The sequence below is a fragment of the Micromonospora inositola genome (assembly GCF_900090285.1).
Classification (GTDB): domain Bacteria; phylum Actinomycetota; class Actinomycetes; order Mycobacteriales; family Micromonosporaceae; genus Micromonospora; species Micromonospora inositola.
Genome location: NZ_LT607754.1, coordinates 4072415 through 4086987, shown reverse-complemented (window position 1 = coordinate 4086987; position 14573 = coordinate 4072415). Strand labels below are relative to the sequence as shown.

The following is a 14573-nucleotide window of genomic DNA, read 5'->3' as shown; positions in this document are numbered from 1 at the left end:
TTCGCCCGGTTTTGTCCGTTAACGGCAGGAACGACGGTAGTCTGACCGGGTGCGGGGCGGGCGGGAGAGCGGGAATCCGGCGGACGACCAGTGGTCGAGCCGGATCGCCCTCACCGTCAACGGCGTCGGCCACGACCTGACCCTGGACCACCGGACCACCCTGCTGGACGCGCTGCGGGAACGGCTCGGCCTGACCGGCAGCAAGAAGGGCTGCGACCACGGCCAGTGCGGCTCGTGCACGGTGCTGCTCGACGGCCGGCGGGTGAAGAGCTGCCTGATCCTGGCGGTCACCCTGGACGGTCGGGAGGTGACCACCGTGGAGGGACTCGCCGGACCGGACGGGCTCTCCCCGCTCCAGGCCGCCTTCGTCGCACACGACGCGTTCCAGTGCGGCTACTGCACCCCCGGCCAGCTCTGTTCCGCCCGCGGGATGCTCGACGAGGTGACCCGGGACTGGCCCAGCGCGGTGACCGGGGACCTCGACGGGCCCGTGGAGCTGACCGACGACGAGGTGCGGGAACGGATGAGCGGCAACCTGTGCCGCTGCGCCGCGTACCCGAACATCGTGACCGCGATCCGCGCGGCGGCGGCGTCCCGGTGAGAGCCTTCCGCTACCACCGGCCCGTCGACGTCGCGGAGGCGGTCGCACTGCTCGACGCGGACCCGGGGGCGGCGTACCTGGGCGGCGGGACCAACCTGGTGGACCTGATGAAGCTCGGCGTGCAACGGCCGGGCCTGCTGGTGGACGTGACGGGGCTGCCGCTGGACACGGTGGAACCCGGGCCGGACGGCGGGTTGCGGATCGGCGCCACGGTGCGCAACAGCGACCTCGCGGCGCACCCGCTGGTCCGGCGGGACTACCCGCTGCTCACCCGGGCCCTGCTCGCCGCCGCCTCCGGGCAGGTGCGCAACATGGCCACCACCGCCGGCAACCTGCTGCAACGCACCCGCTGCGGCTACTTCCAGGACACCGCAAAGGCGTGCAACAAGCGGGAGCCCGGCGCGGGCTGCGCGGCGCTGCACGGACAGAACCGCGAGCTGGCCATCCTCGGCTGGTCCGAACGCTGCGTGGCGACCCACCCGTCGGACCTGGCGGTCGCCCTGGTCGCGCTGGACGCCATGGTGGAGGTACGCGAGCCGGACGGCCCCCGCGACGTGCCGCTCACCGAGCTGCACCGGACGCCCGGCGACCACCCCGAACGGGAGACCACCCTCCCCCGCGGCGCGCTGATCACCGCGGTACGGGTCCCACCGCTGTCGTTCACCCGGCGGTCCACATATCTGAAGGTGCGCGACCGGGCCTCGTTCGCGTTCGCGGTCGGCTCGGTGGCCGCGGCGCTCGACCTGGACGGGGACGTGGTCCGCGACGTCCGGCTGGCGTACGGCGCGGTCGCGCACCGGCCGTGGCGGGCGTACCGGGCGGAGGAGCTGCTGCGCGGCCGGCCGTTCACCGCCGAGCTCGCCGCCCGGGCCGCGGACGCCGAGCTCGCCGCGGCCCGCCCGTTGCGGCACAACGCGTTCAAGGTGCCGCTGATCCGCAACCTCACCGTCCGCGCGCTGACCGGCCTGGCCGGACCGGTACGGCCGTGAGCGCGCCGGCGGTCGGCGCGGTGGGCCGGGGACATCCCCGGCTTGAGGGCCGGGACAAGGTCACCGGGGCGGCCCGGTACGCGGTCGAGTACCCGGTCGAGGACGTGACGTACGGCTGGGCCGTGCCGGCGACCGCGGCGCGCGGCCGCATCGTCCGGGTCGACGCGGCCCCGGCGCTGGCCCTGCCCGGGGTGCTCGACGTGCTGCACCACGGCCACGCGCCCCGCCTGACGCCCGGGGTGGACGCGGACCTGTTCCTGCTCCAGGAGCCGACCGTGCACTATCGCGGGCAGTTCGTCGCCGTCGTGGTGGCGGAGACCATCGAGGCGGCCCGGGAGGCGGCCGGGCTGGTCCGGATCGACTACGACAGCGAGCCGCACAGCACCGTGCTCTCGGAACATCACCCGGGGCTGTACCGGCCGGACACGGTCAACCCGGGCTTTCCGACGGACACCGCCGAGGGCGACTTCGACGCCGGCTTCGCCGCCGCCGAGGTGCGGATCGACGCCACCTACCGCACCCCGGCCTACCACAACAACCCGATGGAGCCGCACGCCACCACCGCCCGATGGCGGGACGGGCGGCTGCTGGTGCAGGACTCCAACCAGGGTTCCTCCCCGGTGCAGGCGACCCTCGCCGAGCTGTTCGCGCTGCCCCGGGAGTCGGTCCGGGTGGTCGCCGAGCACGTCGGCGGCGGCTTCGGCAGCAAGGGGTACGCCAAGGCGGCCGTGGTGCTCGCCGCGCTGGCCGCCCGGCAGGTGGACCGGCCCGTCCGGCTGGCCCTGACCCGCCAGCAGCTCTTCGGCCCGATCGGGTACCGGACCCCGACCATCCAGCGGGTCCGGCTCGGCGCCGACGCCGACGGCCGGATCGCCGCGGTCTGCCACGACGCGATCAGCCAGACCTCGACGCTGACCGAGTTCGCCGAACAGACCGCCGTCTACACCCGCAGCATGTACGCCGGGCGGCACCGGCGCACCACCCACCGGCTGGTCCGGCTGGACGTGCCGACCCCGTTCTGGATGCGCGCGCCGGGCGAGTGCCCGGGCGCGTACGCGCTGGAGTCCGCGATGGACGAGCTGGCGACGGCGTGCGGCGTCGACCCGGTCGAGCTGCGGGTCCGCAACGACCCGACCGCCGATCCCGACGGCGGGCAGCCGTTCAGCAGCCGCAACCTGGTCGCCTGCCTGCGCGAGGGGGCGCGCCGGTTCGGCTGGGCCGACCGCGACCCCACGCCGGGGGCCCGCCGCGAGGGGCGGTGGCTGGTCGGCACGGGCGTGGCCGGGTCGAGCTATCCGGCCCGGGCCCGGGCGGCGGCCGCGGCGGCCACCGCCGCCCCGGACGGCACCTTCGACGTACGGATCAACGCGACTGACATCGGCACCGGCGCCCGTACCGCCCTGTGGCTGGTGGCGGCGGACGCGCTGGGCGTACCCGTGGAGCGGGTGACGATCCGGGTGGGCGACAGCGACCTACCGCCGGCCGGGGTGGCCGGCGGTTCGATGGGCACCTCCTCGTGGAGCTGGGCGGTGATCCGGGCCTGCGAGGGGCTGCGCGACCGGCTCCGGGACGCCCCGGGTGGGGCGGTGCCCGCCGACGGGCTGACCGTCGAGGCGAACACCGCCGACGAGGTCAAGGCGCAACGCCCGCTGGCCCGGTACGCGTACGGCGCCCAGTTCGCCGAGGTGCGCGTCGACGCGGACACCGGCGAGATCCGGGTGCCCCGCCTGCTCGGCGTCTTCGCCGCGGGCCGGGTGGTGAACCCCACCACCGCCCACAGCCAGCTCATCGGCGGCATGACGATGGGGATGTCGATGGCGCTGCACGAGGAGGGCGTGCTCGACGAGCGGTACGGCGACTGGGTCAACCACGACTTCGCCATGTACCACGTCAGCGTCTGCGCGGACGTGGAGCGGATCGAGGCGTACTGGCTGCCGGAAGAGGACCCCGACGTCAACCCGGCCGGGGTGAAGGGGCTGGGCGAGATCGGCATCGTGGGCACGGCCGCCGCGATCACCAACGCCGTGCACCACGCAACCGGGGTGCGGGTCCGGGACCTGCCCGTCCGGCTCGACAAGCTGCTGGACCCTACGCCCACGCGGTGACTTGGCTGTCGCCAGCGGGATTGCGGATGGTCCAGTTCACCCCATCGATCCTGCTCAAATAGCTGGCACGGTTGCTGTACCTCACTGCTGTACTGCTGGCTTCTCGTCGCCGCGCCGCAGGATGCTCACCTCAGCCAGCCGAGCAAACGCCGGTGGGTCGGGCACGGCCAGGGCGCCGCGCAGCCGCCGCAGCTCCAGATCTGCAGCACCGGCCCGTGTGTGCTCACTCGCCGCGCCCCCCGAACGGTGCCGTCACCGAGTGGTCAACCGACTCACCGCCGGCCTCCGGCTGTCGGGTCCGCTCCCTCCGCTCAGGGTGCGAACCCGCCATCAACGAACGACGTTGCGACGTCCCACGCCCTCCTCAATGGAGGAAAGCGTCACCCGGCGTTCACCGTCGATCCAGAGGGCAACTGTCCGCTTACGGGCTGCTCCGTCCGCTGTCGGCCGACGACAAGGGGCGTACTCGTCGCACAGCTCGCGCAGGGTCACGGCCTCAGGCACCCCGGCCTGTTCCACCCTCGCCAACAGCTCGGCCGCCCGCCACCAGTTCGACGGCACCACCCGTCCGGACGCGACAGCCTCCGCAGCGAGAGCGGTCGCCTCATCAGGTTGGCCGGCGGCGACCAGGGCAAGGCCGAGGTCCAAGCGGGCCGACGCGGACCGGCGTGGCCGTGCCCCACCATCACCGTCCGGGTCCAATTCGGCAAGCACAGCCCGGGCGACCTGCTCAGCACCCGGGTCGCCCGCCCAGGCCAGTGTGGTAGCTGTGTAGGCGGCAGCCTTGGCCGGGTCGTAGCGATAGTGGTGCTCGGCTCGCTCAGGAACTGGCAGGTTCGCCGTCAGCCGCTCCACTCGGTCCAAGGCTCGCCGGGTCTCAAGAACGTCACCCATCCGCGCCCACGCGCGTGCCTCCTGAGCGGTGGCCTGGATGTGGGCGGAGCTGCCCAGCGGCGCGACTCGTTGGGCCTGCCGGGAAAGGTCGAGCGCCTTGCGATAGTCACCTTGGGTGAGCACGCCTCTGTACTGACATCGCTGCCGGCGATCCTCAGTCGCAGCTCGGCGGCCTCAGCAGCATGGTCGACCGGCGCATCGACCAAGCGAGCGAGCTCCCCGCCGGCGTTGAGAACCCGATCCAGATGGCGCGCGGTATCGGCGGTGGGAGCCTTGAGTCCGTGCTCCAGCTCATGCAGGTGACTCTTGCTTCGATGGGCAAGCTGCCCGAGAGATCGCAGGGACAGTCCGCGCCGCTCTCGGAACTCGCGCAGGGCTGCGCCGAAACGTGGGTCGACGGATGGTGCCATTGCGCCGCTCCCCACGGCGGCGGCTCGGCCGGCCTCAACCCCGGCGGGCCACCGCCATCGACCGTACCCCTTCGCCGCCCTGGGTGGCTGTCCACAGCGCTCGTCAGCCTTCCACCAACGCATGCAGGTAGGCCACGCGAGCGCCCGGGATGCCGAACTCGCTATTCGGGCCGACCACGAAGCCGTACGGCACGGCTGTGCGCTGCGGACCTGCGTCGAACCACCGGCCGCCGTCCGCGGTTCGCTCCGGCATGTCGGTGCGGCCGTACGCTCCCTGAGTGGAGTCGGCGGGCGGTCAGCGGGCGGGCGTGCGGGGCTGGCTTCAGGACCTGTGGCTCGTCGCGATCTACGACGACGTGCCGGACGACGAGGTCAGGCGATGGTGGAACTGCAAGGAGACTGATCTCCTGGGCGTCCTCGTCGACTTGGCGCCCGGCCTCCGCCTCGGCACGATCGTGACCGCCGACGGCGACCCGCCCAGCGCCACCCAGCGGGTGTCGTCCCTCATGTTCCTGCGCGGCACCTGTCCAGAGGAGTTCGAGCCGGACGCCCGGGAGCCGTACGTGATGCCTCTGCTCGACGCCGGGCTGCGCGCCGCGCTGCTGGCGACCTTCGCCCCGCGACCCGATGACCACCCGCTGATGGCGGCCGCGCCAGTCGACGCCCTCGCGGCGTTCCTCGACGAACACGACGGAGCGCGGCTGCTCACGCACACACCCACCGAGGCGGTCGAGGTGCTGCTGACAGAGCAGTCTCGGGGAGGTGGGTGACGCATCTGGCTAGTGCGGTGTCCACTAACGTTCACCGGGTTTCCGGTGGGTGTCATGGATCCTCGCCGTGGGGGCGAGCGACTCCCCACCGGGTGGTGGGGCGGGCCTCCGCGGGCCAACTGATCCTCGCGCCGCCCCGGGTGGGCGGCGGGGGTCACGTCGGGACCGGCCGGCACCGGGCAGGTGCCGGCCGGCTCGACGGTGCGTGACCACCTCCGGCAGCACAACCGCTGCCGGGGTGGTGGATCCGCCGCCCGGAACACGGGTGGCGATGCTGGCCGCCGCAACGAGGTCACGGTGACCGGAAAATGCGCAGTGCGGGCAGGACAACGTCCGCCCACGAGGTTTCGGCACCCGCCGGTGGCAGGCGGGACAGGTGGAGGACGTGCCACGTTCGTCGACCAGCCGAACACTGATGCCGGCGAGGGTGGCCTTGTCGGTGAGGACCTGCAGAAGCCGGCCGATCTGCCACTGCCGCAACCGCAGGTTGTGCCGCCGCCCAGCAGGAATGTCGAGCACCCCGCGGGGGTCGCCGACGTGCAGGACACCGACCCGCTGCCGCACCGCCCACGAGACGACCGTGCGGGCGGCTTCGTGCTGGGCCTGACGCACCCGCCGCCGGTGCCTACCCTGCACCAGGCGGGCCCGACGGCGGTACTGCCGCCACCGGCGTGACCCCTTCTGACCCGGCTTCGGTGCCCGGCGTGAGACGGCGCGGTGGCGGGATTTGGTGTCGGCCAGGTGCATGCGGTGTTCGGCGCGGATCGCCCGCCCCGACACCAGCAGCCCTTCGCCGTCGGGGCCGGCCACGGCGTAGGGGTGGATGATCCCCAGGTCCACCCCCGCCACCCTGCCGGGGTCCGGTTCCTCGCCGGGCGGGTAGACCGCCACCGGCACCTCAGCGGTCACGTCGAGGAACAGCCGACCACCCTCACACCGCAGGGTGACCGACCGGACCTGCTCGACCGGATACGGCACCTCCCGCGCCAAACGCACCCACAACGGCGACGTGCCTTTCGCGGTCCGGATCCGCACCCGAAGTCCGTCGAGGGTGAACGTGCCGTGATACCAGCGCACCGGCACCAACGCCCGCCGACGACGCGGGAACCGCGCCGACACGTCACCGTCCTTGCGGCGTTTCGCCGCCGCGAACCACGCATCGGAGAACCGGCGCAACACCGACCGGGCACCCGTGGTGTCCAGTTCGGCGAACGTGCCCGGCCCCGACGCCGCCAACTCCCCACACAACTGCTGATAGCCGACCAGCGGCGCGTCGTGGCGTCGGCGCCGCCACGCGTTCACCTCCAACACGCACGCCCACACATCACCGGCGGAGCGCAGCAGCCCGAAACACCGCCGCCGCTGGCCTGGCGTGAGCCGCAACCCGACGAATGCGGTGCGATGCACGACCCGCGGCGCGGCGGGATCCCGACGACGAGGCACGAACCGAAGCCAACACCACCCCTCCGACACTTTCACCCAACCGAACCATCCCGGCCAACGTTTGTGGTCATAGCACTAGCGGGGTGGTGAGGGCGGCTCGGGTGGGCGTCCTCGGGCGCGGGCTGCGTCGGATACGGCGATTCCGGCCAGGACGAGGGCAGCGGCGGCGGCGGCCACCAGCGGCGGCAGGAAGATCGTTGTCGGTGAGATGGCGGCGAGCACTCCGACCCCGATCAGCCGGTTGCGGGACACCCGGCTGAACACCCCGTACTCGAAGAGGGCGCGTCCGGCCAGGAACAGCGCGGGTCCGCCGAGGATCACGGCGATCAGGGCAGGGTCGGTGTGCCCGAACGGGTGCTCGATGACAAGCTCGTCGCCGACGGCGACGGCGAGGATGCCGGCGACCATCACCAGGTGGGCGACTACCGCCAACGTAGCAACGCGGACCGGGTCGGAGGCCGCGGCGATGGCTTCCGCCAGCAGCTGCCCGGCACGGTGGATGTAGATTCGCCACAGCAGCGCGGTGGTGGCGAACGCTATCGCCGTCGCGGCGCTGCTGCCGGCCCCGAACCCGCTGCCCCTGAAGGTCAGCCCGGTGACCAGGATCAGCTCACCGAGCGCGATGATGAACAGCTGCTGGTAGCGCTCGGCCAGGTGCTCGCCGGAGACCGCGAACTCCGCCGTGCTCGCGCGGCCCAGCCGTGGTGTGGGGAAGCCGAGTGCGATTGCCGCATATTCCACGGCCACCGCCACGGTCCACAGCACGGCCCGCGCCGTCTCGTGAGCGACAGCGCCCGCGATCCACGGCACCGCGGACACGCCGGACCAGAAGAGTAGTCGCATAAACAGCCGCTGCGCCTCGTGGCCCGACAGCATGAACACCAGGACGATGAAGCGACCGATCTCGGTGGCGACGTACACGCCTGCGAAGAGCAGGCCTCGCTCGCGGAACGCCTCAGGCGCTGCGGCGGCCATGACCAGAATGCCGAACATGGTCGCCATGACCAGCACCTGTATCAGCGGTTGCTGCGGGTCCAACCGATCGGTCAGCCCCGCCGTACGGCTCCAGACACCCCACAGGGCGAGCAGCAACACCAGCGTCTGAAAGGCCTCGCTCCAGGTCAGCTGCTCCACCAGCCCGCGCGAGAGCGTTGCGAGCGCGAAGACGAACACCAGATCGAAGAACAGCTCGAGGAACCCCGCCCGCGGTTCCTCGGGTCTCCGCAGCAGTCCTACTGCCCTACTCGTGGTCATCGGTTCGCCCGCTTCTGCCGCTTTGTCAGCCCGTGAAGCATTCGTACCAGCCAGCAAGGCTGGTGGTACGGATGTGCCGCCGTTACCTGGGGCCGATCGGCCGTGTCACACACGACGGGCGACGGTCGGGGCCTGTGATTCCTTCCAGCCTTCGCCGCCAATTCCGTCGCTCAAACAAGTCCTCAAGCCGTGGTGAGAAGGTCGGCCAGGGCGTCTGGCCTTTCGAGCGCGATGAAGTGGCCGGCTCTGGGCAGCTGCGTGAACTGGGCGGTTGGGAGGAGCTGCCGGTTGGCCTGCCGGTCTACTTGGTTCAGGCGCTGCACGCGTAATCGGAGAACGGGTCTTCGCCTTCGCCGAGGATCAGCGGCACGTCGTACACCGACAGGTCCGGCCTGGGCCGCGCGTACCGGACCAGGTGACGCCACCGGTGGTGCTCGTAGGCCGTGTCCACCTCAATGTCCACCACCACAGTCGGCTCGACTTGGGCGTAGCGCAGCGGCTCGGGCCGCTCGAACTGGCCGGACCATGCGGCCGGTAGCGGATCGGGCCAGGGATGGGTGACAACGCCGCGGTCGGTCGGACGTGGCGGCGACAGCAGTCTCGCCAGCTTCAGACGCTGAGGCGTGGCAAGCGGGTGCGTGCGGCCCGTGTATCGCAGCCGACCGCGCCGGTCGAACCGGCCGAGGAGAAGTGTGTCGGGGTTGCGGATGCTGCCGGTGACGCCGCCGATGATCGCCTCCGTGGTGGCACGGGCGCGGAACTTCGCCCACCCTCGCCGGCCAGGCTCATAGCGGCTGTCCAGCCGCTTGATCACGACGCCTTCCACGCCGGCCGCAGTCCAGGTGGTCAGCCATTCACTGGCCTCGGAGACGTCGGGGCTTTGCGGGGTGACCGCCAGCTGCGGCGGGGCACCGTCGAGCAACCGCACCAGCCGGGCACGACGCTCGACAAGCGGAGCGTCGAGCACCCGGCTCTCCGCCAGCATCGACCAGCAGGTCGAAGGTGACGTAGTAGGCCGGGTGCTCACGGGCTTCGCGCAGCAGCCCTCGGCCAGCGGTGACCCGCCGCTGCACCAGGGCGAAGTTCGTCCGTCCGCGCTCCCAGACCACCAGTTCCCCGTCGAGCACCGCACCGGGCGGGACGAAGGCCCGCACAGCTCGCGTGATGTCAAAGGTGACGTCGGTTATCGGAACTGTCCGAATGCCTGTCGTATGGCTATCTCCGCGGCTTCGGACACAAGTTGAACCTCGGGCCTGGCGCTGCAAGATCGTCGTCGGCCTCGGGTCGGCGAGTTACGAACCACGGCGCTGTGAGGTCCAGGGCTGCTCCGCTTTCCGTCGGATGGCAAGATCGTGCCTCGTGATCGATGATTTCGCTAAGGACGATCTGCACGGCCAGCTCAGGTCGATACGTCAGGCGCTGGTCTGGAAGCTCGAGGGCCTGTCCGAGTACGACGTCCGGCGTCCTTTGACAGCGACGGGGACCAACCTCCTTGGCCTGGTGAAGCACTTGGCGACCCTGGAGGCCTGGTATTTCGGTGAGGTCTTCGGCCGCCCGTTCCCGGAGCCGCTGGGGCGATGGCAGGACGCGGACGGCAGCGACCTGTGGGTGACCCCGGGCGAGACCCGCGAGCAGATCATCGACTTCTATCAGCGTGCCTGGGGGCATGCGGACGCGACGATCGAAGAGCTTCCCGTCGACGCGCCTGGCCACGTGCCGTGGTGGTCGCGGCCGGACGTCAAGCTGTTCAACATCATGGTCCACGTCCTTCAGGAGACCACCCGGCATGCCGGACACGCCGACATCCTGCGTGAGCAGCTCGATGGCCGGACCGGGGTGAGGGCTGAGTACGAGGAGCAGATCGACACGGCGGCCCGGGAGGCGTACTGGGCGAAGATCGAGCGGGCTGCGCAGGAGGCGGCCGGCGGCTCGCATCATGCCGACCTATCCGACACGCATTGCCCGGTGGGGACTGCGCCGTGAGAAATCCGGATCTCGTGGAGGTTCGCCCGTGAGGGCGGTCATCGTCGCGGCCGCGGTCGCGTTCATCATCTCCCTGTTCGGCACGCCGGTGGCGATTCGCGTCTTCACCGCGCTCAAGGCCGGCCAGCCGATCCGATCCATCGGGCTCGCCAGCAACCAGGGCAAGAAGGGCACGCCCACGATGGGCGGCGTCGTCTTCATCGTGGCGACCGTCTTCGCCTACGTCGCCGGGCATATCGCCCTGACCACCCTGCCCGAGCGGCAGATCGCGCAGGAGGGGCCGACCATGACGGCCCTGGTGCTGCTCGGGCTGTTCGTCTTCTGCGGCGCGGTCGGCTTCTTCGACGACTTCCTCAAGGTGCGCTGGCGCAACTCCGACGGACTGTCCGCCAAAGGCAAGCTGCTTGGCCAGGCGATCGTCGGCGGTGGGTTCGGCATCGCCGCGCTCTACGTGCCGAGCACCAACGGCCAGACCGTGGCCAGCGAGCACATCTCGCTCATTCGCGACATCAGCTGGCTGGACGTCGGCAAGGTCGGCGCGGTCATGGTCTTCGTCTTCGTGATCATGGCGATGTCGAACGGCGTGAACCTCACCGACGGCCTCGACGGCCTGGCCACCGGCGCGTCGATCCTGGTGTTCGGCGCGTACGCGCTGATCGGCTTCTGGCAGTACCGGCACTGGTGCGCCGACGACGCGTACGGCCGCGTGAACGACTACTGCTACCAGGTCCGGGATCCCCTGGAGATCGCCATGATCGCGGCGGCGGCGGCCGGCGCCTGCGTGGGCTTCCTGTGGTGGAACACGTCCCCGGCGCGGATCTTCATGGGTGACGTGGGCTCGCTCGGGCTCGGCGCCCTGATCGGCGGGCTCGCGGTGGCAACCCGCACCACGCTGCTTTCGATCATGATCGGCGGGCTCTTCGTCATCATCACGACGACCTGGGTGATCCAGATCGTCTCGTTCCGGACCACCGGTAGACGTGTCTTCCGGATGGTGCCGTTGCACCACCACTTCGAGTTGGCCGGATGGAGTGAGGTCAATATTGTGGTCCGGTTTTGGATCGTGGCCGGCGTCTGCGTGGCGGTCGGCCTGGGCCTGTTCTACTCGGATTTCTTGGCGGTCGTTGGATAAAAGCCACGCGACAAGCCTGTGTCGTGCCACCGACGGTGATCCGCCGGGCAGCCTGGTTCCCCACCGGGGTGCCAACATCGCCGTCAGCGTTGGTCGGTGGGATCAGCTCGTTGCGGACTGAGCGGTTGCTGACGTCGGATTGCTGCGGGGATTTCGGTGGCGAGTTGGAATAGTGCGGTGCTGCGGGCCTGGTTGGGTCGGATACCGAGCTGGTTCAGTCGCTGCTTGAGTTGCATGCAGCCACTACTCGCGTGACACGTAGTTCAGCGGCGCACTGCCCCTGGGCGCGCGGTCTGCGGCAGATATGCGCATCCGATCAAGCAGCGAGATCGTTCCCTCTGGCGTTGTTGTCGAGATTGGGACGGCCTGCGAGGACGCCGCAGCCATGCTGCGGCGTGTTCCGGCAGCGGTTGGCCGCCGTAGTAGTTGATCGGTACTGTGCGTCGGTGGCCCGTGCACAGCTCACCGCCGAGTTGGTGGTTGATGGTCGTGTTGCGCAGGCATTGGCGCTGTCGCCGGACGGCAAGTGGGTCGCCTACGTGGTCGCCCCGGTCGGGCGGGCTGGTGATCATCCGGTCAGCGAACTCTGGGTCGCCGCCGTTGACGGGACCGGGTCTCCGCGACGATTGACTTCGGGTGAGGCGTACGATTCAGCGCCGCGGTGGGCCGGGGATTCGCTGTTGATCTACTTTCTCTCCGACCGGGCCGAGCGTGGCACGGCGCAACTGCACCGGGTGGGGCTGGTCGATGGTGTCGTGGAGGCGGTCACGTGCTGGGCCGGTGGGGTGTCAGGTCACCTCCCACTGGCCGATCCGGACCTGGTCGTGGTGATCGCAGCCGATGAACCGTCCGCTGAGGACGAACGTCGGGACAGGGAGCGCGACGACGCTCGGGTGTGGGGTGAACGCGTACGCCCGGACCGGCTGCGGCTGCTCGACGTACGGAGCCGCGAGATCCGGACACCGGATGCGTTCGGCGATCGCCATGTCGTCGAGGTGGCCCAGCGGCCCGACGATGGAACGCTGGCGGTCCTGACCTGGTCGACCCCCGACGTGGACCCGGGCCTGGTGGAGCCCGGTCTCCACCTCCTCGATCCGGGCAGCGGCGTGACGCGGGACCTCGGCCCGGCCGCAGCGGACGCGTCGTCGCTCGTCTGGTGGCCCGCCGACGACGGCTGGCACCTGGCATATGTCGCGAAGACCCCGCCAGGTCTGGTGGGCGGACATGCGGTTCTCGATGTCGCCGTGCCGGTGAACGGGCCGGTGGGCGAGCACTGCAACCTGACCGCCGGCACGACCGGCTGCCCGAGCAACCTGGTTCAGGTCGACACCGGTCCGCCACTGGCGCTGGTCGTCGACGGGCTCGATACCGCGATCCACCGGCTCGATCCGGTCGGGCCCACCCTCGTCGAGGTGTCCCGGGTCGACGGCCTCGCGACGTTGTTGACCACAAACCGGCACGGTGAAGTCGTCGCGGCGGTGGTCAGCACGTCCTACGAGCCCGGAAACGTCCACGCTGGCCCCACTTGCGGGCCGGTGACGAGGCTGACCGACCTCAGGCCCGAACTCCGCGACATCCGGTGGGGTGTCCAGGAACGCCTGTCATACGAGGCATCCGACGGGCTGGCCCTCGACGGCCTGCTGATCCTGCCCGCCGGCCGGTCCCACACCGACGGGCCCTTTCCACTGGTGACACTGGTCCACGGCGGCCCGTACGACCGGCACGCCGACCGGCTCATGCTCGGCTGGGACCCGTCCGGCCAGTGGCTGGCGACCGCCGGCTACGCCGTGTTCCTGCCGAACCCGCGCGGCGGCCAAGGGCACGGCCACGACTTCGCGGTGCGCGTCGCCGGCGCGGTCGGCCTGGACGAGTGGACCGACATCTGCGCCGGCATCGACCTGCTCATCGCCGACGGCGTCGCCGACCCCGACCGGCTGGGCATCGGCGGCTGGAGCCACGGCGGTTTCATGGCCGCATGGGCGGTCGGGCAGACCGACCGGTTCAAGGCCGCCGTGATGGGAGCCGGAATCAGCGACTGGGGAATGCTCGCCGCAACCGGAGAAGATGGGCCGTTCGAGTCCGCCCTCGGCGGCAGCAGCGGCTGGGAAGGAACGGGCCCACACCGCCACGACCGGCTCAGCCCGATCTCGTACGCCTCCAAGGTCCGCACGCCGGTGCTGATCCTGCACGGCGAGAACGACACCAACGTTCCGGTATCACAGGCGGAGTTCTTCCACCGCGCGCTACGCAGGTTCAGAGTCGAGCACCAGTACGTCGTATATCCCCGAGAGAACCACTCGATCCGCGAACGCAACCACCAACTCGACGTACTCCGCCGCACCCGCGCATGGTTCGACCGGTGGCTCGAATGACCCAACGGCCGCCCGCCCGGCCGATGTGGGTCACCCCCGGTTATCGGAGCAGCGCCAGTCCAGGCGCTCCTCCCCAGCGGGCGGAAAGCTGATCTCAATCGCGAGCTCGCCGTAGGTGTGGGGGCCCGGCGCAGCACGTCCATACCCAAGGAGTAGCCGGACCTGCTGCCCGTTCGTTGCCCCGTCGGCGCAGAGCAGATTCCACTCTCCTGGCTCCGGGGCGATCCTCCAATGACCCGCCGTCAACAAGGTGCGGTAGTGGTCAAGGACCGAGTCCATTGACGTGCCCGGCGGCAAGCCGATGTCCGCCGTAACGTACCGCGCCGTTGGGTCGCTGTCATCGCCGCACGGGAACTGTTCGATGCGGTCGAGGGTGGTGCCGGGTGGAGACGAGGTCAGTGCAGGATCTCGTGCCAGCTGCTCGGCCAACCGGTGATCGCTTTCTATGCACTCGACTTCCTCCGCCGGGCTAGCCGTCTTGCTGAGCCCCTGCACGGTCAGTCCACACAGCGCCACAACACCGACCAGCACTACCCCGACTACAGCGAAGCGGCCAAAGACCTGCTGAGGCATCCGCTGAGGGTAAGGCAAGTACAGCGACGGCGGTCTAGCGGATCTCC

12 protein-coding genes and 1 pseudogene are annotated in these 14573 nt (G+C 70.6%); 7 read left to right on the top strand and 6 right to left on the bottom strand.

Features of this window, described 5'->3' with window-relative positions:
* Positions 1-103: 103 nt before the first annotated feature.
* From GA0070613_RS19575 to GA0070613_RS19565, 3 genes are read left to right on the top strand one after another with little or no spacing between them, the layout of a single operon-like run.
* Positions 104-601: a 2Fe-2S iron-sulfur cluster-binding protein gene (locus GA0070613_RS19575; RefSeq protein ID WP_089016062.1), complete on the top strand. Its 498-nt coding sequence runs from the start codon at positions 104-106 to the stop codon at positions 599-601.
* A complete protein-coding gene (locus GA0070613_RS19570; protein WP_089016063.1) occupies positions 598-1590 on the top strand; it encodes an FAD binding domain-containing protein in 993 nt (330 codons plus the stop codon). The genes GA0070613_RS19575 and GA0070613_RS19570 overlap by 4 nt, the downstream gene beginning before the upstream one ends.
* The gene (locus GA0070613_RS19565; protein WP_089013622.1) at positions 1587-3695 is read left to right on the top strand and encodes a xanthine dehydrogenase family protein molybdopterin-binding subunit; all 2109 of its coding nucleotides are present in this window, start codon (positions 1587-1589) and stop codon (positions 3693-3695) included. Before GA0070613_RS19570 ends, GA0070613_RS19565 begins: the two co-directional genes overlap by 4 nt.
* A gap of 435 nt (positions 3696-4130) precedes the next feature.
* Here the strand turns inward: GA0070613_RS19565 and GA0070613_RS19560 are convergent.
* Together GA0070613_RS19560 and GA0070613_RS32145 are read right to left on the bottom strand one after the other, a co-directional pair.
* Positions 4131-4999 (bottom strand): annotated as a pseudogene (locus GA0070613_RS19560) (helix-turn-helix domain-containing protein); the annotation flags it as partial.
* A 103-nt stretch (positions 5000-5102) separates the two neighbouring features.
* Positions 5103-5252 (bottom strand): hypothetical protein, encoded by a 150-nt coding sequence (locus tag GA0070613_RS32145; RefSeq protein ID WP_157746388.1) that lies wholly within the window; start codon positions 5250-5252, stop codon positions 5103-5105.
* Between the two features lie 25 nt (positions 5253-5277).
* Here GA0070613_RS32145 and GA0070613_RS19555 point away from each other — a divergent pair, with 25 nt between their 5' ends.
* Positions 5278-5769, top strand: a complete 492-nt coding sequence (locus GA0070613_RS19555; protein WP_089013621.1) for a hypothetical protein — start codon at positions 5278-5280, stop codon at positions 5767-5769.
* A 24-nt stretch (positions 5770-5793) separates the two neighbouring features.
* Here the strand turns inward: GA0070613_RS19555 and GA0070613_RS19550 are convergent, their stop codons facing one another.
* The 3 genes from GA0070613_RS19550 to GA0070613_RS19535 all read right to left on the bottom strand — a co-directional run bounded on the left by GA0070613_RS19550 (position 5794) and on the right by GA0070613_RS19535 (position 9433).
* On the bottom strand, positions 5794-7176 hold the full coding sequence (locus GA0070613_RS19550; protein ID WP_269458999.1) for an RNA-guided endonuclease InsQ/TnpB family protein: 1383 nt from the start codon (positions 7174-7176) through the stop codon (positions 5794-5796).
* A 111-nt stretch (positions 7177-7287) separates the two neighbouring features.
* A complete protein-coding gene (locus tag GA0070613_RS19545; protein ID WP_089013619.1) occupies positions 7288-8466 on the bottom strand; it encodes a low temperature requirement protein A in 1179 nt (392 codons plus the stop codon).
* A gap of 310 nt (positions 8467-8776) precedes the next feature.
* On the bottom strand, positions 8777-9433 hold the full coding sequence (locus tag GA0070613_RS19535; RefSeq protein WP_231929278.1) for an ATP-dependent DNA ligase: 657 nt from the start codon (positions 9431-9433) through the stop codon (positions 8777-8779).
* A gap of 392 nt (positions 9434-9825) precedes the next feature.
* Here GA0070613_RS19535 and GA0070613_RS19530 point away from each other — a divergent pair, with 392 nt between their 5' ends.
* The 3 genes from GA0070613_RS19530 to GA0070613_RS19520 all read left to right on the top strand — a co-directional run bounded on the left by GA0070613_RS19530 (position 9826) and on the right by GA0070613_RS19520 (position 13953).
* Positions 9826-10449, top strand: a complete 624-nt coding sequence (locus tag GA0070613_RS19530) for a DinB family protein (RefSeq protein ID WP_089016061.1) — start codon at positions 9826-9828, stop codon at positions 10447-10449.
* A gap of 28 nt (positions 10450-10477) precedes the next feature.
* Complete coding sequence (gene mraY / locus GA0070613_RS19525) at positions 10478-11581, top strand: phospho-N-acetylmuramoyl-pentapeptide-transferase (protein ID WP_089013618.1); 1104 nt, start codon at positions 10478-10480, stop codon at positions 11579-11581.
* Positions 11582-12027: 446 nt separating this feature from the next.
* On the top strand, positions 12028-13953 hold the full coding sequence (locus GA0070613_RS19520; protein WP_231929277.1) for a S9 family peptidase: 1926 nt from the start codon (positions 12028-12030) through the stop codon (positions 13951-13953).
* Positions 13954-13983: 30 nt separating this feature from the next.
* On the opposite strand, the gene GA0070613_RS19515 is transcribed toward GA0070613_RS19520, so the two are convergent.
* Complete coding sequence (locus tag GA0070613_RS19515; RefSeq protein WP_089013617.1) at positions 13984-14526, bottom strand: hypothetical protein; 543 nt, start codon at positions 14524-14526, stop codon at positions 13984-13986.
* Positions 14527-14573: the final 47 nt, after the last annotated feature.